The sequence below is a fragment of the Coleofasciculus sp. E1-EBD-02 genome (genome assembly GCF_040218245.1).
Taxonomy (GTDB): Bacteria; Cyanobacteriota; Cyanobacteriia; order Cyanobacteriales; family Coleofasciculaceae; genus Coleofasciculus.
Map to the genome: position 1 here is coordinate 23053 of NZ_JAVJQN010000085.1, position 18978 is coordinate 42030.

Sequence of the window (18978 nt, forward strand, 5' to 3'; positions counted from 1 at the left end):
TGAGCATTAACTCGACATCACCTGCTTGAGAGAGTCCGTAACCTCTTCCATTGGTCTATCCCCATCAATCTCGCGTAAGATTGAGTGATCGCGGTAAAACTCAATCACCGGCGCCGTCTGTTGACGGTAGACATCTAAGCGTCGCCGAATCGTCTGCTCATTATCATCTTGGCGTCCCCGTGAGAGTAACCGTTTCAGGATTGATTCATCGGGGACATCCAAATAAATGGCATAATCGCAGCGCTGATCGAGATCCTGAAGTAGATTTTCCAGAAAAGCCGCTTGGCTGACATTACGCGGAAACCCATCCAAAATCCAACCCATTTGAGTATCAGGTTGTTTGAGGCGATCGCGAATTAGATCCAGAATCAATTTATCTGGCACCAACTCGCCGCCATCCATATAAGACTGCGCCTTTTGTCCGAGTGATGTAGATGCGGCGATCGCACTCCGTAGAATATCCCCGGTAGAGACGTGAGGAATCTGATAAAGCTGAGCGATATGCTGAGCTTGTGTTCCTTTTCCTGCCCCTGGTGGTCCTAAAAAAACTAATCGTGTCATTGGTTATTTGTCTTATGTCATTTGTCCTTTGTCATTCGTCCTTTGTCCTTTGTCAATTTGATGTCTGCTCAAGTCCAGCTTTGAATTATCGAGACACCCCATTTGGGTTTAAGTAGGTTGGTGGAAATAAACTTAACTAGATTAAGTTATGTAAACAAGCCTCAAACCCTTACTGTTCCCTATTCCCTGTTCCCTGTTCCCTAATCTCCACTGCTAACTTTAATTATGTCCACCTACTTAATCAACGATGAACAAAGGACAAGTAACCAATGACCTAGCAGAAATTTTACTGCTTGACCATACCCTCGTAGCGCTGTGAAATCACATACGTTTGAACTTGTTTCGCTGTGTCAATTGCCACACCGACCAAAATCAGTAACGAGGTAGCGCCCAGCCCTCTAAACGTGGTCACTTCCGTGGCACTTTCCACAGCCGTTGGCACAACCGCCACCAGTCCCAGGAAAATGGCACCCAAAAACGTCAACCGATTCAGCACTCGCTCAATATAGTCGCTTGTGGCTTTACCTGGACGAATTCCCGGAATACTCGCTCCCATTTTTTTCAAATTCTGCGACATATCAACCGGATTCACGATCAACGACGCATAGAAGTAGCTGAAAAAGAGAATTAACACCAGATAAACCAGTACATACAGCCACGGCGTCGGACCAGTCGGACTGATATACACAGTCACCTGATTGACCGCTTGGACGAATGAGCCGAAAATGCCTGCATCATTACCACCGCCAGGCAAGTTAGCCAGGGAAGTAGGCAGAATAAACACCGCTGAGGCAAAGATAATCGGCATTACCCCACCTTGGTTCAGTCGTAGCGGCAGATAACTCGTCCGTTCCCGATAGAGGCGACGTCCAACTTGTCGTCTTGCCGAAATAATCGGAATCCGGCGTGTTCCCTCCTGAACGAAAACAATCCCCACAATCATCACCAGGAAAACCAGGAGCAAAATGACCACCTTACCTGCCATTTCTCGCCCCCCCGTCTGTGCCAACTCAATCGTTTGATCCAATGTCCGAGGCAGAACTGCCACAATGTTGACAAAAATCAACAAGGATGCGCCGTTGCCAATCCCACGTTCGGTAATCAGTTCCGAAAGCCACATCACAAACATTGAACCTGCCGTGATTGCCAGCACGGTTTCCAAAAAGAAGAGAGTTCCAGGATTCTTGGCATAGTCACGATTTACCCATATTGCCAGACCCACGCTTTGCAATATCGCCCAACCCAGGGCAACATACCGAGTAATCTGAGAAATTTTCCGGCGTCCAGCTTCCCCTTCATTCTTCTGCAAATTTTCCAGCGTAGGGATCGCTGCCGTCAGCAACTGTAAGATAATCGACGCATTAATATAGGGCAAGATTCCCAGGGCAAAAATGCCTAAAGCCGAGAATCCTCCCCCAGAGAAAAAATCTAAAATGCCAGCGATGGGAATACCACCACTTTGGATATCTGTGGAAAGTTTTGCCCGATCAATTCCCGGTACGGGTAAAAAGACACCAAACCGGGCGAGGATCAACAAGCCGATGGTCAAAAGCAACCGACCTCTAAGACCGGCAGCTTGTGCCATCTGCATAAATGTTTCTTGAGCCGTTGGAGCTTTGTCTCGACTGACGACCATAAAGGGGTACCTCTAGATGACACAGTGTTGACCTCTCCCTGGTATACACAGGGATTCTAATAGGATACTTCGGAACCATTTAACATCGCGTCCCTTCGGATCTTATTAGAGTTCCAGATCAATAACCTGGATGGCGCGGTCAAAAACGCCTTACAGACCTTGGTTAGATCAAAACCTAACTGTATACTTTTCTCAAACGATTAGCATCACCATTACCCGCCAACGCTAAAAAGTTACGCCTCAATCACTTCACAACTCCCGCCAGCCGCCTCAATTTTTTGACGAGCGCCAGTCGTGAAGGCAGCAGCTTTAACATTTAGCGATACAGTCAACTCCCCGTCGCCCAGAATTTTCAGCGGTCCGTCGTTAGTGGTGACGATACCCGCTTCCATCAGTGACGGTAATGTCACCTCTGTATTGGCAGGGAGTGATGCCAACTTACCTACATTTATCGTAGTGTAATGTTTGGGATTAATCACCGTAAAGTGTTTTAGCTTAGGTAAGCGGCGGTACAAAGGCATCTGACCCCCTTCAAACCCCGGTCTTGTACCCCGACCTGATCGCGATTTTTGTCCGCGCATGCCAAAGCCACAGCTTGCACCTTGACCCGCGCTAATCCCGCGACCAACACGACGACGACGTTTCTTTGCACCGTCTTGGGGTGCTACAGTATGGATTCTCATAATTTAGATGGTTAAACTGAAAACTCTCTCATTTAGGGCTGGTTTTGGACAAAGGTTACTATTCATGGCGAAAAGCGAGTTCCTAAACCCGCCCCTACACAATCAGACATAGAGCTTCTCAATTTCAACCCCGCGTTCTTGCGCCACTTCCTTGAATGTCCGTAGCGCATCTAGGGCGTTAATGGCAGCTCTGGCATTATTCAAGGGATTATTAGACCCCAGTTGCTTGGCTAAGATATTACGGACTCCTGCCAATTCCAACACCGTCCGTACCGCGCCGCCAGCAATTACCCCTGTACCGGGTGCAGCAGGTCGTACCATAACCTTGGCTCCAACAGCCGCTCCATTAGAGGGGTGAGGAATGGAATTCGACTTGGTTAAGGGAACATCGATGACTTGCTTTTTGGCATCGACAACCCCTTTGCGAACAGCGCCAATCACATCACTGGCTTTGCCCACACCAACACCAACTTGACCACGCTCATTGCCAACGACAACGATTGCCCGGAAACTTAATTTTTTACCGCCTTTGACCACCTTGCTAACCCGACGGATTTGAATAACCCGTTCTTGCCAGGCGCTGTCTTTTTCTTTAGCGCGGCTACTTTTGCGACGATTTGCCATAATTTAAATTTCGCTTTACTTACTTCTAGAAGTCTAACCCAGCTTCACGCGCCGCTTCTGCCAAAGCTTTCACGCGACCATGGTAAAGGTTTCCTCCTCGGTCAAAAACAACCTGAGATATGCCTTTTTCCAACGCTCGCTGGGCAATTAACTGACCCACTTTAACCGAGGCGTCACAAGTGGCACCTGATTTTACCTCTGACTTCAGTCCAGGTTCTAACGTCGAAGCTGCCACTAGGGTATGTTGTTGATGATCATCAATAACCTGCACATAAATGTGCTGATTTGAGCGAAAGACCGCTAATCTTGGACGTTCAGCACTACCTTGGACTGTCCGGCGCACGCGCCGATGTCTACGGCGGACTGATTCTTTACGAGTAAGTTTCATCGGTTATTTCTTCCCTGCCTTACCAGCTTTACGTCTAATCATTTCACCGGCATAGCGAATGCCTTTCCCTTTATAAACTTCAGGGGGACGCACCGCGCGAATTTTAGCTGCTGTGTTGCCGACGATTTCTTTATTGATCCCGCTAACAATCACGTTAGTATTCCCTTCAACCGCTAGCTGCACGTCTTCAGGAGGGACAATTTCCACGGGTTGACTGTATCCGACATTCAGAATTAAGTTACGTCCTTGCACCTGGGCGCGATAACCAACCCCTTGGATGGCTAGACGTCTCTCAAAGCCTTTAGACACCCCTTCAACCATGTTGGCAACCAGGGTACGAGACAATCCGTGGCGCTGACGGGCAAGTTTGGATTCATCCCGCCGCCGCACTTGGATGGTTTCTCCTTCTTGTTCAACGATGACTTGTTTCGGTAGAACTCGTTGGAGTTCTCCTTTGGGTCCTTTGACGGTAACTTGTTGACCTTCAATGGTCACGGTCACTTTATTGGGAATTGTTATTGGGCGTTTGCCAATACGCGACATGATTTTATACTCCTTATCCGGGCAAAAGAATTCAAAAGAGCTTAAGTGCTGATTTGAGCCGTGCTACCAGATGTAACACAGCACTTCACCACCGATTCCTTGTTGTCGGGCTTCCCGGTCAGTCATGATGCCACTGGACGTGGAAATAATCGCAATACCAATACCACCCAAAACTCGCGGTAATTCCTTGCGATTTTTGTAAACTCTGAGACCGGGTTTACTCACCCGTTTCAGCGCTCGGATAATGGGTTGACGAGTTTTTCCTTTGTATTTCAAAGAAATAACTAAGTATTTTTTGATGCCTTCCCCAGCTTCTTCAAACTCGGCAATAAAACCTTCCTCTCTCAAGACCTGGGCAATTGCACGGGTCATTTTTGTTGCTGGGACATTTGTTGTTTGATGCCGCACCAAGCACGCATTCCGAATGCGGGTCAGCATATCTGCAATTGTATCGTTTGCCGCCATTAGTTCCTTCCTATTCTTACAGGCTTATTTCTCCCGGAAAGGCATTCCCATCTCTTTGAGTAAAGCGCGACCCTCTTCATCGGTGTTTGCGGTGGTGATAATTGAGATATCCATGCCACGAATTTGATCGATACTGTCGTAGTCTATTTCCGGGAAAATCAATTGTTCTCGGATGCCTAAGGTGTAGTTACCGCGACCGTCGAAACTGCGAGGGCTGATCCCGCGAAAGTCACGAATTCGCGGCAGGGCTAAGCTAATTAGGCGATCCAAGAACGAGTACATCCGTTTCGATCGCAGGGTCACCATGACCCCCACGGGCATTCCTTCACGGATTTTAAATCCCGCGATCGCTTTTTTGGCACGGGTGACCACAGGTTTTTGACCGGTAATGATCGCCAGTTCACTCAATGAGGATTCCAGGGCTTTAGCATTTTGAGATGCTTCTCCTAATCCCCGGTTGACGGTGATTTTGGTCACACGCGGGACTTGATGAATGTTTGTATACCCAAACTGTTCTTTAAGTTTGGGAACAATTGTCTCTTGATAGAGTGTTTTCAATCGGTCAGACATGATGGTTATCCTTTTTCCCTGGGCTTTGTCAGGGTAATTTGTCCTTTGTCATTTGTCCTTTGTCATTTGTTTTTGATAACTGAAAGGACTTGACGAAGATATTTAGTCGATAATTTCACCCGTTTTCTTCAGCATTCGTACCTTGCGTCCCTCTTCAGTCAAGGTGTAACAGATACGACTTGCCACTTTTTGCTTTTCCGAATACAGCATGACATTGGAACTGTGAATCGGGGATTCAATGGTAGCAATTTGACCGGTTTCCCCTTCTTGCTGAGGCTTGACGTGTTTGGTTTTAATGTTCACGCCTTTGACGACAACCTTACTGTCTTTCGGTAAGGTTTGCAGAATTTCTCCGACCTTACCTTTATCGTGACCACTAATCACTTGCACCGTGTCGCCTTTTTTTACGTGCATTTTGTAACGCGGTGGCGCATTTTCTGTCTTTTTAGCCATCAGAGTACCTCCGGCGCTAAGGACACAATTTTCGTGTAATTTCTTTCCCGTAGTTCTCGCGCTACTGGACCAAATACACGAGTTCCTCTGGGATTACCTTCCGGGTTAATAATTACAGCTGCATTATCGTCAAAACGAATACTCATGCCGCTTTCCCGGCGCAATCCTTTACGAGTGCGGACAATAACCGCCCGAACCACATCGGACTTTTTAATTGCCATGTTAGGAATTGCATCCTTCACCACAGCAATAATCACGTCACCCACACTACCGTAACGTCGATTTCCGGAACCGACGACGCGAATGCACATTACTTTACGCGCACCGCTATTGTCAGCCACATTTAAATAGGTTTGTTGTTGAATCATCTGATTTGTACTCTTGATTCAGAGTTATGAGTTGTGAGGCAAGTCTGAGTGGATTTCACGATCGTTTCTCACCGATTCGTGACCATTTAAAACCCAAAACCAAGTTCCTTCGAGGGTGGCGAAGGGTCAATACGCCTTAATTAAATTGAGGCACTATTGAGAATATCCTTAACCTGCCAGCGTTTCGTGCGACTGAGAGGTCGGGTTTCTTGAATGCGGACGCGATCGCCTTCTTGGCAGCGATTTTCTTCATCGTGTGCCTTGTATCGCTTGGTATTGACAACAATTTTGCCGTACTTCGGGTGGGGCGATCGGTTTTCGACAGCAACAACCACGGTTTTATCCATTTTGTTGCTCACAACCAAACCAACTCGTTCTTTAACTGCCATCGCGGTTTACTCCTCTTCTTTTTCCTCAGATGGTGAGGATTCAGGGGTGACTTCAGTCGCCTCGGGTTCACTCACTGATTCTTGCTCATCGGCTTGAACCGACTCTTCTACCTCGGCTGGAGGGGGTTGAGTCGTGGCTGTAGCCGTTGTCGCTGCATCGGCTGAATCACTCACCGTTTGTGGGGTTGTCTCTTCAGACACTGCTGCCAATTGCCGTTCTCGCGCGACAGTCATCATCTGAGAAATGCGATGTTTGAGATGCTTAAACTGATGGGGTTTTTCCAAACGGCGGGTGGCTTGTTGCAACCGCAGTTCAAATAACTCACGCTTGGCAGCTAAAATTTCATCGGCTAACTCTTGATCGCTTAAGGTTCTGGCGTCGTCTATTTTGGGCAAAGGCATAAATACTTATTCCCCTTCACGAGTAATGAACTTTGTTTTAATGGGAAATTTGTTAGCCGCTAGACGCATGGCTTCGCGGGCAAGGGGTTCGGGAACACCAGCGATTTCATAGAGAACTCGACCGGGCTTAACCACAGCTACCCAATATTCAGGTGACCCTTTCCCGGAACCCATACGAGTTTCCGCCGGACGCATGGTCACAGGTTTATCTGGAAACACGCGAATCCAGATTTTTCCGCCCCGGCGAATATAGCGAGTCATGGCTCGACGACCCGCTTCAATTTGACGCGCCGTAATCCAAGACGGTTCAATCGCTTGCAAGCCAAAGTCCCCAAAATTGAGGGAGTTGCCGCGCGTCGCTTGACCTCTCATCCGCCCGCGATGCTGTTTGCGGAATTTTGTACGTTTAGGACTTAACATAGTGATTTTTGTCCGTTATCAGTTAGTCGTGATTGTTTCTCCTTTACCTGTTGTCACCTGCTTCAGGGCAAAAGACAAAAGACTTATTCATTGGAACGATCTTCAAATTGTTGGCGACGCCGTTGTTGACGACGACGGGGTTGAGCGGTGGGTTGCGGGGCGACATCTTCGGTAGACGGAATGATTTCGCCTTTGAAGATCCAAACTTTCACGCCGAGAATCCCATAGGTAGTGCTAGCGGTACGGTAGGAATAATCAATATCCGCCCGCAGGGTATGTAGGGGAACTCGACCTTCACGAGTCCACTCCGTTCGCGCAATTTCCGCCCCATTCAGGCGACCACTCACTTGCACTTTGATGCCTTGGACATCTGCCCGCTGCGCCCGTTGAATCGCTTGACGGACAACTCGACGGAAGGATACCCGGCGTTCGAGCTGTTGGGCAATATACTCCGCAATTAGCTCCGCATCGGCATCCACCCGAGCGACTTCAATGACATTGATGCGAATTTGGCGATTGCTCCCCAAAAGGTCTTGTAGACCTGTACGCAAAGATTCAATGCCACTACCGCCCCGACCAACCACGACACCGGGTCGGGCTGTATGAACTTCTAAATCAATTTGATCGGCTTTGCGTTCGATCCGGATCATCGAAATTCCGGCGTTACTCAGGTTTTTTTCGACATATTGTCGGATGATGTAGTCCTCTTGCAGGACTTCTGGGTAACGCTTGGTATCAGCAAACCAACGGGAGCGATGCTCTTGAGTGACACCTAAGCGAAAACCAATTGGATGAATTTTTTGTCCCACGAATCCTTCCTTTACTTTTTGTTTGTCCGTTGTCAATCGTGATCATTGATGACGATTAACTAGTCCTCAACTTGAGGTGAAACCGCCACCGTTATATGACAAGTTGGCTTGCGAATCTGATAAGCTCGACCTTGGGCTCTGGGGCGATATCGCCTAAAGCTGGGTCCCATATCAGCAGAAGCATGGCTAATCACCAAGTTTGTTGGATCTAAACCCGCATTATGTTCGGCATTCGCCACGGCGGATCGTAGGACTTTCAGCACGGGTTCGCACGCCCGGTACGGCATAAATTCTAGAATAATCAGGGCTTCGCGGTAGGAACGTCCGCGAATCTGATCAAGAACCCGCCTGACTTTAAAGGGGGACATGCGAATGTAACGTGCGATCGCTTTGGTTTCTACTGTCGTATCTATCGTCGCCATAGTTTTTGTGATCTCTAATGGGGAAGAGCGAGATAAAAGCTGCCAACTCCGCGTCGATTAACGCGCCCGGCGATCGCTTTTAGAATGACCGCGAAAGGTACGAGTTGGAGCAAATTCGCCCAATTTATGCCCCACCATCTGCTCATTGATAAAAACCGGCACATGGGTTCTGCCATTATGAACGGCGATGGTATGACCCACCATTTGCGGCAGAATGGTTGAGGCGCGTGACCAGGTTTTAATTACCTGCTTTTCGCCTTTAGTATTCAAGGCTTCAATCTTACTCAGAAGACTGTCGGCAATAAATGGACCTTTTTTTAATGAACGACCCATAATCTCAATATGGTAAATGGTCAGTAATTGGATGCAACCGTTAAGCTTGACGCCCACCCCGTCCTCGCTTTGAGGATTTGCGCCGACGGCGGACAACTAAAGCCGTGCTTTGTTTTTTCGGCTTCCGAGTTTTAGCACCCAAAGTGGGTTTACCCCATGGTGTGACTGGACCTGATCGACCAATAGGCGCTCTGCCTTCACCACCACCATGCGGGTGATCAACCGGGTTCATGACGCTTCCTCTGACTTTAGGACGGCGTCCCAAGCGACGGCTACGACCGGCTTTCCCTAAACTGAGGTTACGAGCATCACTATTCCCCACCTGTCCAATCGTGGCATAGCAATTTCGCTGCACCATGCGAACTTCTGTTGAGGGTAGCTTCAGCGTGACATACTTTCCTTCTTTGGCAACGACTTGGGCACTCACCCCAGCCGCACGGACGATTTGACCACCTTTTCCGGGTATCAGTTCTACGTTATGCACGCTGGTTCCTAGAGGGATATTGCTCAGAGGTAAAGCATTACCCACCTCAATTGGAGCATCGGGTCCAGAAATCACAGAAGCGCCTACTTCTAAACCAGCCGGATGCAAAATATAGCGTTTTTCGCCATCTTGATAGTAAAGCAGGGCAATCCGGGCGTTCCGGTTAGGGTCATATTCAATGGATGCTACTTTAGCCGGAATATTGTGCTTGTTCCGGTGAAAGTCGATGATCCGGTAGAGGCGCTTGTGTCCACCTCCTCGACGCCGACTGGTAATCACCCCCCGATTATTGCGACCCTTGGGACGGTGATTAGATTTCGTTAGCGATTTTTCTGGTTCATCGCGGGTAATCTCCGCAAAGTCTGAGAGCGTAACCTGACGGGTACTAGGGGTATAGGGTCTATAACTACGAGTTCCCATAAAACTATCCTTTAGTCATTTGTCATTCGTCATTCGTCATTCGTCATTTGTCCCTGAAAACTCGGTCGGGGCGGCTTTAGTTGCATCTGGATTGGGTAATAAAAGATAGTAGTCAAACCCGCCCCGACACATTCAACACTCACCATTGTTTTATACGTCTGGGAACAACGTAATTGAGTCTTCAGGCGCTAAGGTGACAATTGCCCGTTTATACTGGGGCTTGTACCCGATAAATCTGCCGACGCGACGCTTTCTGCGAGGTGGCATTAAGGTATTTACACCCGTAACTTTGACATCAAAAAGGCTTTCTATTGCCGCTTTGATTTCAGGTTTAGTGGCTTTGGGAACCACATCAAAGACATATTTATTATCTTCTAAAAGCAACGTGGCTTTTTCAGTTACAATTGGGCGCAGCACCATGTCTGCCAGATCTCGGGGGTTAGTCGATTTAGTCACTGTAAACCTCCTGAATTTTGGCAAGGGCTGTATTGGTGGTGACAATTTTGTCAGCGTTCAATACATCGTAGACATTTAAGCTATCAGCATAGATTAGCTTGATGCTTGGCACATTACGCGCTGATAAATAAACCTGCTGTGCGGGTTGCGGTAGAATCAACAGGACTTTTTGATTGGGATCAATTCCCCAACGCGCGATCGCGTCCATCAAGTCTTTGGTTTTAGGACGGGGCAGTTGATCGGCAAACTCTTCGACGACAATCATATCCTCCGCTCGACCCTGCAATGCTGTTCGCAATGCCAAGCGCCGCTCTTTGCGGTTCATCTTCAGGTTATAGTCTCTAGGCTTGGGACCAAAGATGATGCCCCCACCTCGCCACAAGGGTGAGCGGTTTGAGCCAGCCCGAGCGCGACCCGTTCCTTTTTGCCGCCACGGTTTCCGTCCGCCGCCTCTAACTTCGGCGCGGGTTTTTGTGGATGCGGTTCCTTGACGAGCATTGGTCATTTGTCTAACTAATGCTCGATGAACAATGTGAGACGCACTATCTTCTTTGGCGACTTTCAGCTCTAGGGTTGCCTGTCCCACTTCTTCCCCTTGCCAGTTTCGCACTATACAATCGACCATAGTTTTTAGTCCTTAGTCTTTATTCTGGTTGTTCATGATTCATCGGTGGGCATAAACAATGAATAATGAACAATCAACAATCAACAATCCATGACTATCGCCCGACTTTATTCGTGGGTGCAATATTTAAAAGCGCTCCTGGCTTACCGGGAACTGCCCCTTTAATAATCAGTATGTTTCGCTCTGTGTCTACGCGCACCACCTGTAGTTTGCGAATGGTCTGACGTTTACCACCATAACGACCCGCCATTTTCTTCCCTGGGAAGGTACGACCGGGCGTTGTTCCAGCACCAGTGGAACCGGGTAAGCGGTGGTTTTTTGAACCATGCGCCATAGGTCCGCGCTTAAAGTTATGGCGTTTTTGATAGCCAGCAAAGCCGCGACCAATGGTATTTCCAGAGACATCAACCAGTTGACCCGCACTAAATATCTCCGCATTAATAACTTGACCGAGTTGGAATTCGTCGGTGCTATCTAGGCGATATTCGCGCAGGTGACGTAAAGGGGGAGCCTCAGATTTGGCTAAATGCCCCTTTTCTGGCTTATTGACTGCCTTTTCTTTAACTTCGTGATAGCCCAGTTGTACAGCACTGTAGCCATCCGTTTGCTTGGTTTTGATTTGAGTCACCCGACAAGGACCCGCTTGAACGACTGTGACAGGAAGGGCGCGTCCTTCCTCGTCAAAGACTTGGGTCATGCCGAGTTTCGTGCCGAGGATACCGACAGACACTGGCTTCTCCTTTCTAGACGGTACAGCGAGGCAAATTTGGCGTTGATTCACAAGTGAATCCGCTCTACCTCAGCAGGTTATCTTCCTGACTAATCGACAGGGATTTCCTCGATTGAGGTTAATTCTTGCCTGGTTAGTTGTGGAAATTTTGGTTAGTCCTGACTAACCGCGTCGCCTTTGAACGCTGGGACTTAAAGAGTTATCTCCTCAGTATCCCCACGAGGCGCAGTGCAAGTGCCAAAGGTCAGAAGCTGCCACTACAAGAGCTATCTGGCTTTTTGATCTGAGTTCACTGTAGTTCTACTGTAGAACTAGCATACCTCAACTTGGTGGTTTGACTGGATAAATCCAAGACCACAGCTTCTGTTGACCTAAGTTGCGATCGAGTAAGTCGCGATCGCGCAACCTGGCAATTTGGTCACAATTGCTCAGTATAGAATAATTCTCTAGCTTTGTCTAGGAAATTGGCGACAATTTTATCCATCCGAGCCAGCTTGCCTCGAAAGCCGCACGCTCATTCACAATCCGGGGAACCCGCCAACCCGCCATGCACCTGGTCTAAGCCTCCACCTTAAATGGTACGCTCAAAAGCTGGACAATTAACTTGTGGAACAGGTGTAAGGGAGTGATTCCAGACTTCGACGAAAACGGCAATCTACCGCCAGGAGTGCATTTTTGCGAATGGGAGGGATTTGTAGAACGATTTGGAACCAATGCGCTTAGGTTGCGTTTAATACGGGGACTGCAAATGGCAATAGAGCAGCTAAAAGCAGCAGGTTGCCGGACAATGTATATCAATGGCAGCTTTGTTACCATCAAAGCAGACCCAGGGGATTTCGATGCCTGTTGGGATAGAGAAGAGGTAGATATAGACTATCTCAGAATTCATGCTCCTCGATTACTGAATTATTATGACCGTGCTGGACAGAAAGTTAAATATGGAGGTTGAATCTTTCCATCAGACCAACCCATCGGCAATTACGGAATGGATTCTTTTGAATTATTTCAGCAAGATAGAAAGTACAATAAAAAAGGGATTATTGCCATAGATTTAGTGAGGTGGAGCTTATGATTAAAGATAAAAAAGAGTATACAGTTACTCAGGAGCTGATCGGAGAATTTGAAAAATCTATAGCTACAATAGAGAGAGATGAAGCCAGGAAAACAAATTATCCTGACGGCTGGGAGCTGATGAGAAGTTCATTACAATCTCATCTCGATAAATTAAAAGCAGAAATCGCTGAATATGAAAGACTTACATCCCACGATCGCCACAGCCCTATCGTACTGAAGCTCGACGACATTGACTATTTACCGCAAGTTTTAATTAAAGCGCGTATGGCGGCTAAACTCAGCCATCAAGAACTAGCGAACTTAGCTGGACTGACGGAAGAGCAAATCAAACGCTATGAAGGTAATGATTACGAAGATGCCAGTTTCATGGATGTCAGATTTGTGATTAATGCCCTAGATATTAAAATTCAAAATGGGGAGTTTTTAATTCCTTTAGATACGCTGAGAAGAACTCCGGTTACTAAAGAAGAATTGCTAACGTCTCAGACAACAAATCGGGAGCAAAGCTGTAGGAATTGAGATTGTTAGATGGTGCGATCGCTACCCGTGCAAGTATCACTTAAACAATTGCTGTGACGATCATTACCCTTGAAGAGCAAGTGTATGGACGGTTAAATCAAATTCGTAATATTTAAACGATGGCATACAGTAGTTTCACCTTAGCTAAAGCTAAAAAAGAGTTTAACTTAACGACTGTTGAAGGAGGACGGTTTCTACCACCCATTGATCCTATAGCTCCTAGTGCTAGGCTACAAGAAGCGTTGACCGATTTGCCGTGGGCTATTGCGGTTGGCTCAGAAAAGGCTAAGTCAGAGGGGATTATTTATCCCATTTTGCAAGAGGTGAGACGAATTTTTAGAAATCAGATCAGCCTTTTTTCGGGTCGGGATTTTACGGTGGATATGAGTAAAGGATTGAATGGCTATGTTGATTACTTGATTAGTAGTTCTCAAGAACAATTGGAGATTGAAGCACCAGTGGTTGTGGTGGGGGAAGCCAAACGAGATAATCTGAATGAAGGCTTGGGACAGTGCATCGCAGAAATGGTTGCTGCTCAAATGTTTAATCAAGCTAATCAGGTGAGTATCTCGACAATTTACGGGTCAGTTAGTAACGGGACTCAATGGCGTTTTTTGAAATTAGAAGGGTCAACAGTAACTATAGATTTGATGGATTATGCTCTACCTCCAGTAGACCACATTTTAGGTTGTTTGATTTGGATGGTTGGAGTATCTACAAATTCGTCTCCCCAGGCTCACCTCGACTAAAAGGAATGATGCTTACGAAAAAATGATACTGAAAATTTGCTTATATAGAAAACATTGATGGGCGCACGTCTGTGCGCCCCTACCCATCCTGTTGATAATGCTCACTATTTTTTCGCCAGATCAGGGATAACCAACATAAAAAGAATACCGAAAACAATAATCGCCAGAGCTTGTTCTGTGGTCAGTAGATTCGGTCTGACTAGATACAAGACAGCAAAGCCAAGCAACGCAATTGTCAGATTCCGAGACAGCAGCCCCGGCATTACCAGAGTCGCAATGATGCAAAATGCGATTATTGCAATGGCTACTTCCATGGTTCCTGTTTCCTTGTTTCGGGTAATTACAGGGCGCTTAGCAAGGCGGAAAGCCTAACTGATCGCCTACTATCAATCAGCCGTTACCTTTAACCCGATTCCTCGTTGGCAAGATTTGCCTGTTTCGGTCGGGCTGGCTTGTGTACGGGTTCCCCTGTACGCTATACGGCACTCGGCAACGTAACTCTAAACTATCTTAAAACCGCTCATAAGTCAGTAGTGAGTAACTGCTCATTTGGACTCTACGCGATCGCACTCCCTGGAAAACACGCCTATCCCTTATCCCAATAAGGCTTTCCCTGACTCCGAGTCCGGGTAAAGTTGTGTTAAAATATTAAAAGAAAGTAGCACATTTTAGCAACTATTTGGGTTAAACATGGCGGTTTAGCTCACTTTTTGCGCTTTTTTTGCCTAAATCCTGAATTTTTATGGAGTTTTTCGTTCTATGAGTACCTCCCAAGAGCGGATTGTCCCGACAAATCTTCGCAGCGAAATGTCTAGGTCATACCTAGAATATGCCATGAGCGTCATCGTGGGTCGGGCGCTACCCGATGCGAGGGATGGACTCAAGCCAGTACATCGGCGGATTCTCTATGCGATGCATGAACTGGGACTCACGCCCGATCGCCCGTTCCGTAAATGCGCCCGTGTTGTGGGTGAAGTCTTGGGTAAATATCATCCCCACGGCGATACAGCGGTGTACGATGCCTTAGTTCGCATGGCACAGGATTTCTCCATGCGATCGCCCCTAATTAACGGACATGGTAACTTTGGGTCGGTGGATAATGACCCACCTGCGGCAATGCGTTACACAGAATGCCGCTTGCAATCCTTAGCCACAGACTCCCTCCTCCGGGATATTGAGTCGGAAACCGTCGATTTTCTGGATAACTTCGATGGATCACAACAAGAACCGATTGTCCTCCCTGCCCGGGTTCCCCAGATACTCCTGAATGGATCATCGGGTATTGCGGTGGGAATGGCAACTAATATCCCTCCCCATAATCTGGGGGAATTGGTAGATGGCTTAGTCGCCCTAATCCATAACCCAGAAATCACCGAGAAAGAATTGATGCGGTATATTCCCGCCCCTGACTTTCCCACTGGCGGTCAAATCCTGGGCAGATCCGGCATCAAAGACGCCTACACCACTGGACGCGGCTCAATCACCATGCGGGGTGTGGCGCAAGTGGAAACTATTGAACACCGGGGACGCCCGGATAAAGAGGCGATTATTGTCACCGAACTGCCCTATCAAACTAATAAGGCGGCATTAATTGAAAAAATTGCCGAACTGGTGAATGATAAGCGCATCGAAGGCATTTCCGATATTCGCGACGAAAGCGATCGTCGGGGAATGCGGATAGTGATTGAACTGAAGCGGGATGCCTATCCCCGTGTAGTTCTCAATAATCTTTATAAGCAAACTCCCCTGCAAAGCAATTTTGGTGCCAATATGTTGGCATTAGTCGGGAATGAACCCCAACTGTTGACAATCAAGCAGTTCCTCGAAGTCTTCCTGGAGTTCCGCATTGAAACGATTACCCGGCGCACCCAATACGAACTCCGCAAAGCCGAGGAACGGGATCATCTACTGCAAGGGTTACTCATTGCCCTAGAGAACTTAGACGCGGTAATTGCTGTCATTCGCGCCGCCGCCGATACCGCTACTGCCAAAAGTCAATTAATCGAGCAATTCGGACTGTCCGAAGCCCAAGCAGACGCCATTTTGCAAATGCAACTGCGACGCTTGACGGCATTAGAAGCCCAGAAAATTCAAGCGGAACACGAAGAGTTACAAGTTCGCATTGCCGATCTGCAAGACATTCTGGCAAATCGATCGCGGATTCTGGAAATTATCGAAACCGAAGCGCTGCAGATTAAAACCACCCACGACACACCGCGCCGCACGGTGATTCAAGAGGTGGAAGGGGAACTGGATGATATTGACTTAATCGCCAATGAAAAAGCGGTGATTTTAGTCACCGAACAAGGGTATATTAAACGGATGCCGATTCACTCCTTTGCTGCCCAAGCCCGGGCAACACGAGGCAAAGCGGCTGCCCGGATGAAGGAGGATGACGGGGTTGAGCATTTCCTCACCTGCTGTGATCACGACAGCCTACTGTTTTTTAGCGATCGCGGTGTCGTTTATTCCCTACGCGCCTACCAAATCCCTGCCGCATCTCGCACCGCCAGAGGGGTTCCCATCGTGCAGATGCTTCCTATTCCCCACAATGAAAAAATTACCTCGGTTGTCCCCGTTTCTGAGTTCACCGATGATTTGTATTTGGTGATGTTAACTCGTAAAGGGTATATCAAAAAAACGGTGTTGGATGCCTTTAGTAATATCCGGGCAAATGGGTTAATTGCCATTTCTCTGGGTGAAGGCGATCAACTGCGCTGGGTGCGTCTATGCCGAGCCGAAGATAGTATTATCATTGGTTCTAGTCAGGGCATGGCAATTCATTTTAAAGCCGATCACGATCAACTGCGTCCCCTAGGTCGGGCGACACGAGGGGTGAAGGCGATGAAACTGCGCTCTAAGGATGAGTTGATCAGTATGGATATTCTCCCGGCTCAAGTGGTCGAGAGGCTGATTGCTACAGCTAACAGTGAAGAGGTGGAAACAGAAGACGATACCAGCGATGAAGTGAATGGGGAAGAAGTTCACGAAACCGCCGGTCAAGGACCTTGGGTTTTAGTAGTTACCACAGGCGGTTTAGGTAAGCGAGTGCCAGTGTCTCAATTCCGGCTGCAAAATCGGGCAGGAATGGGATTAGTGGCAATTAAGTTCCGCCATAAGAAAGATAAACTCGCTGCATTGCGGGTGGTGAATGAAGGGGATGAGTTGATGATGGTGACAATGCGAGGGATTATCATTCGCCAAGCCTTGGATGCCATTTCCCCCCAATCCCGAATGGCGACAGGGATACGAGTCCAGCGCTTAGATGAGGATGACGCGATCGCAGCGGTGGCGTTGGTTCCTTTATCGGGTTCTGAGGAAGAAGCTGAAGCCTTGGATGAGGCGTTGTAACGTTAATTAGGGAACAGATATCAACTTAAGCTACAGCCCTCACCCCCAACCCCTCTCCATCCCCCCTAACCCCCCTTTGAAAGGGGGGAATAGGGAGAGGGGAGCAAGAGGGGAGCAAGAGAGGAGTTGTGTTCCAGACTTTGCCAACTACATCTTTTATGATGAATTGTCCACCTCGATCGCGCCGATGCACAAACAGTACATAAGCCCAATGTTCGGCACGAATAATCATGGATTTGGGAATGCCTAAGAATTGGGCAATCATATCCAATGTAATCGGGAAAGTACGAGGTTTAATGCGGCGAAATAGAATAGTCATTTCCGTTCAATAGTAAATGGTGTAGGATTAGATGAAAAATTAAGCAGGTTTACCGATAATAAAACTGATCTGGATTAACTCAAATCGGCGGAAACATCAAAGGTGATTTCAAATCGGGCGGCTGGAATAGAGCGGTTGAGAACTCTGATATAATCTTCAGCATCTTGACGGTTGTAGAATCGAGCGATAGTGTAGCGTTGCTCATTCGGAAGCAGGCGGACGATCGCCCAGGGACGGTTCAAGGCTGGAATGGTAGACTGGACTGGGTTTGGCAGGTTTTTACCTCGGATAATATTCAGCGTGGATTGGATCAAGTTCCACAGAGTTTGATAGGTTGGCGTAGTGTCGTGGGGGAGTAAGTTCCAATCCGTTACAGGTTCAGGTAGCCAGGTTAAGGTGTAGGAATTGCCATTTTTTTGGATTGTCCAAGACAAACGGCGGGGTTGTTTCAAGCATTGGTAATTGTGCTGTCTCAGCAAGGCGCAAAGTTTTTCACCTTCGATTTGTAGGCGTAGCCAATCACTGTGTTTCATTATGTTTGCATGGGGTAGATGACAGTTAGCGCATCCTTCGCTGTTGGCGCTGTCTTCCTGACAGACAAAGGGATTGCGGGGATTGCAGGGGATAGGCGATCGCACACGACACAACAGACACAGGCGATCGCCCTTGGAAATAGCCATGAGAACTTGGATCTAAACGATTTGCGTTTAGACATCACCTCCTTGAATTCAGGGGAAAATTTGGGATTTAAGATGTCACAACAATGACCGCCAAGCGATGCAGCGCCCTATCGCTCAGTAATTTACTGTGTATATTCTTTTCAAAATCACTTTATCATGTCTTTATGATTTATAGGTGTGTATATTAAGAGATTAATTGTCACTTACATATATAGGTATAAAATCTGGGAATGAGAAACCGAGAAACAAGACACGGGGAATACAAAGTCAGAGTTAACGCAACGCTGACGCCTAGCAGTATTGAGAAACTGGGCGGGTTTCCTTTGTCAGTTAGCGGTGAGATAGGGCGGGTTTTGTTGCTCAGTTATTTCTGAATGGCTGATTTTATTTCCTAAACCCGCCCCTACAATTGTGCCTAAACCCGCCCCTACAATTGTGCCTAAACCCGCCCTTATAATTGACCATTCACGGCGTTCGATGGTATACGTATTATGTATCAAATTGC

The 18978-nt window shown here is 47.6% G+C and carries 29 protein-coding genes; 5 read left to right on the forward strand and 24 right to left on the reverse strand.

Annotated elements, in window-relative coordinates; translation table 11 throughout:
- Positions 1-6: 6 nt before the first annotated feature.
- The 20 genes from RIC07_RS13750 to rplC all read right to left on the reverse strand — a co-directional run bounded on the left by RIC07_RS13750 (position 7) and on the right by rplC (position 11781).
- Complete coding sequence (locus RIC07_RS13750; RefSeq protein WP_446395026.1) at positions 7-561, reverse strand: adenylate kinase; 555 nt, start codon at positions 559-561, stop codon at positions 7-9.
- Positions 562-847: 286 nt separating this feature from the next.
- Positions 848-2197 carry a preprotein translocase subunit SecY gene (gene secY / locus RIC07_RS13755; RefSeq protein WP_446395027.1) on the reverse strand — a complete coding sequence of 450 codons (1350 nt, stop codon included), beginning with the start codon at positions 2195-2197 and terminating at the stop codon, positions 848-850.
- Positions 2198-2430: 233 nt separating this feature from the next.
- Entirely contained in the window at positions 2431-2880 is a 450-nt protein-coding gene (gene rplO, locus RIC07_RS13760) for a 50S ribosomal protein L15 (RefSeq protein WP_446395028.1), read from the reverse strand.
- Between the two features lie 102 nt (positions 2881-2982).
- Positions 2983-3504, reverse strand: coding sequence for a 30S ribosomal protein S5 (gene rpsE, locus RIC07_RS13765; RefSeq protein WP_446374117.1), 522 nt, complete (start codon positions 3502-3504; stop codon positions 2983-2985).
- Between the two features lie 25 nt (positions 3505-3529).
- Entirely contained in the window at positions 3530-3892 is a 363-nt protein-coding gene (gene rplR / locus RIC07_RS13770; RefSeq protein WP_044206597.1) for a 50S ribosomal protein L18, read from the reverse strand.
- A 3-nt stretch (positions 3893-3895) separates the two neighbouring features.
- Positions 3896-4435 carry a 50S ribosomal protein L6 gene (rplF, locus tag RIC07_RS13775; RefSeq protein WP_446395029.1) on the reverse strand — a complete coding sequence of 180 codons (540 nt, stop codon included), beginning with the start codon at positions 4433-4435 and terminating at the stop codon, positions 3896-3898.
- A 63-nt stretch (positions 4436-4498) separates the two neighbouring features.
- Entirely contained in the window at positions 4499-4900 is a 402-nt protein-coding gene (rpsH, locus tag RIC07_RS13780) for a 30S ribosomal protein S8 (RefSeq protein WP_446374123.1), read from the reverse strand.
- A gap of 24 nt (positions 4901-4924) precedes the next feature.
- Entirely contained in the window at positions 4925-5470 is a 546-nt protein-coding gene (gene rplE, locus RIC07_RS13785; RefSeq protein WP_446374125.1) for a 50S ribosomal protein L5, read from the reverse strand.
- A 102-nt stretch (positions 5471-5572) separates the two neighbouring features.
- On the reverse strand, positions 5573-5923 hold the full coding sequence (gene rplX / locus RIC07_RS13790) for a 50S ribosomal protein L24 (protein ID WP_006100389.1): 351 nt from the start codon (positions 5921-5923) through the stop codon (positions 5573-5575).
- On the reverse strand, positions 5923-6291 hold the full coding sequence (gene rplN, locus RIC07_RS13795; RefSeq protein ID WP_006100476.1) for a 50S ribosomal protein L14: 369 nt from the start codon (positions 6289-6291) through the stop codon (positions 5923-5925). The genes rplX and rplN overlap by 1 nt, the downstream gene beginning before the upstream one ends.
- Positions 6292-6431: 140 nt before the next feature.
- On the reverse strand, positions 6432-6680 hold the full coding sequence (gene rpsQ, locus RIC07_RS13800) for a 30S ribosomal protein S17 (protein WP_446374128.1): 249 nt from the start codon (positions 6678-6680) through the stop codon (positions 6432-6434).
- Between the two features lie 6 nt (positions 6681-6686).
- Complete coding sequence (rpmC, locus tag RIC07_RS13805) at positions 6687-7082, reverse strand: 50S ribosomal protein L29 (protein WP_446374130.1); 396 nt, start codon at positions 7080-7082, stop codon at positions 6687-6689.
- Positions 7083-7088: 6 nt separating this feature from the next.
- Positions 7089-7502 carry a 50S ribosomal protein L16 gene (gene rplP / locus RIC07_RS13810; protein ID WP_446374132.1) on the reverse strand — a complete coding sequence of 138 codons (414 nt, stop codon included), beginning with the start codon at positions 7500-7502 and terminating at the stop codon, positions 7089-7091.
- Between the two features lie 83 nt (positions 7503-7585).
- Positions 7586-8311: a 30S ribosomal protein S3 gene (gene rpsC / locus RIC07_RS13815; protein WP_446374134.1), complete on the reverse strand. Its 726-nt coding sequence runs from the start codon at positions 8309-8311 to the stop codon at positions 7586-7588.
- Positions 8312-8370: 59 nt separating this feature from the next.
- Entirely contained in the window at positions 8371-8733 is a 363-nt protein-coding gene (rplV, locus tag RIC07_RS13820; protein WP_006100589.1) for a 50S ribosomal protein L22, read from the reverse strand.
- A 57-nt stretch (positions 8734-8790) separates the two neighbouring features.
- Positions 8791-9066 (reverse strand): 30S ribosomal protein S19, encoded by a 276-nt coding sequence (gene rpsS, locus RIC07_RS13825; RefSeq protein WP_446374137.1) that lies wholly within the window; start codon positions 9064-9066, stop codon positions 8791-8793.
- Between the two features lie 40 nt (positions 9067-9106).
- Positions 9107-9970 carry a 50S ribosomal protein L2 gene (gene rplB / locus RIC07_RS13830; protein ID WP_006100464.1) on the reverse strand — a complete coding sequence of 288 codons (864 nt, stop codon included), beginning with the start codon at positions 9968-9970 and terminating at the stop codon, positions 9107-9109.
- Positions 9971-10120: 150 nt separating this feature from the next.
- Positions 10121-10426, reverse strand: a complete 306-nt coding sequence (locus RIC07_RS13835) for a 50S ribosomal protein L23 (RefSeq protein ID WP_006100514.1) — start codon at positions 10424-10426, stop codon at positions 10121-10123.
- On the reverse strand, positions 10419-11051 hold the full coding sequence (gene rplD / locus RIC07_RS13840; protein ID WP_446374143.1) for a 50S ribosomal protein L4: 633 nt from the start codon (positions 11049-11051) through the stop codon (positions 10419-10421). Before rplD ends, RIC07_RS13835 begins: the two co-directional genes overlap by 8 nt.
- 94 nt (positions 11052-11145) lie before the next feature.
- Complete coding sequence (gene rplC / locus RIC07_RS13845) at positions 11146-11781, reverse strand: 50S ribosomal protein L3 (RefSeq protein WP_446395058.1); 636 nt, start codon at positions 11779-11781, stop codon at positions 11146-11148.
- Between the two features lie 625 nt (positions 11782-12406).
- On the opposite strand from rplC, the gene RIC07_RS13850 reads away from it, so the two are divergent.
- The 3 genes from RIC07_RS13850 (at position 12407) to RIC07_RS13860 (ending at position 14123) form a co-directional block, all read left to right on the forward strand.
- Positions 12407-12730 (forward strand): DUF6932 family protein, encoded by a 324-nt coding sequence (locus tag RIC07_RS13850; protein ID WP_446395030.1) that lies wholly within the window; start codon positions 12407-12409, stop codon positions 12728-12730.
- 119 nt (positions 12731-12849) lie between these two features.
- Entirely contained in the window at positions 12850-13374 is a 525-nt protein-coding gene (locus RIC07_RS13855) for a helix-turn-helix domain-containing protein (protein WP_446395031.1), read from the forward strand.
- A gap of 119 nt (positions 13375-13493) precedes the next feature.
- Complete coding sequence (locus RIC07_RS13860) at positions 13494-14123, forward strand: hypothetical protein (RefSeq protein WP_446395032.1); 630 nt, start codon at positions 13494-13496, stop codon at positions 14121-14123.
- Positions 14124-14227: 104 nt separating this feature from the next.
- Here the strand turns inward: RIC07_RS13860 and RIC07_RS13865 are convergent, their stop codons facing one another.
- The gene (locus RIC07_RS13865) at positions 14228-14437 is read right to left on the reverse strand and encodes a hypothetical protein (protein WP_446340198.1); all 210 of its coding nucleotides are present in this window, start codon (positions 14435-14437) and stop codon (positions 14228-14230) included.
- Positions 14438-14542: 105 nt separating this feature from the next.
- On the opposite strand from RIC07_RS13865, the gene RIC07_RS13870 reads away from it, so the two are divergent.
- Both RIC07_RS13870 and gyrA read left to right on the forward strand, forming a co-directional pair.
- Positions 14543-14728, forward strand: a complete 186-nt coding sequence (locus tag RIC07_RS13870; RefSeq protein ID WP_446395033.1) for a hypothetical protein — start codon at positions 14543-14545, stop codon at positions 14726-14728.
- Between the two features lie 154 nt (positions 14729-14882).
- On the forward strand, positions 14883-17474 hold the full coding sequence (gene gyrA, locus RIC07_RS13875; RefSeq protein ID WP_446395034.1) for a DNA gyrase subunit A: 2592 nt from the start codon (positions 14883-14885) through the stop codon (positions 17472-17474).
- Between the two features lie 25 nt (positions 17475-17499).
- On the opposite strand, the gene RIC07_RS13880 is transcribed toward gyrA, so the two are convergent.
- The 3 genes from RIC07_RS13880 to RIC07_RS13890 all read right to left on the reverse strand — a co-directional run bounded on the left by RIC07_RS13880 (position 17500) and on the right by RIC07_RS13890 (position 18973).
- Positions 17500-17793 carry a hypothetical protein gene (locus tag RIC07_RS13880; RefSeq protein WP_446395035.1) on the reverse strand — a complete coding sequence of 98 codons (294 nt, stop codon included), beginning with the start codon at positions 17791-17793 and terminating at the stop codon, positions 17500-17502.
- Between the two features lie 74 nt (positions 17794-17867).
- A complete protein-coding gene (locus tag RIC07_RS13885) occupies positions 17868-18473 on the reverse strand; it encodes a hypothetical protein (protein ID WP_446395036.1) in 606 nt (201 codons plus the stop codon).
- A 326-nt stretch (positions 18474-18799) separates the two neighbouring features.
- Positions 18800-18973 (reverse strand): glycine zipper family protein, encoded by a 174-nt coding sequence (locus tag RIC07_RS13890; protein WP_446395037.1) that lies wholly within the window; start codon positions 18971-18973, stop codon positions 18800-18802.
- Between the last annotated feature and the right edge of the window lie 5 nt (positions 18974-18978).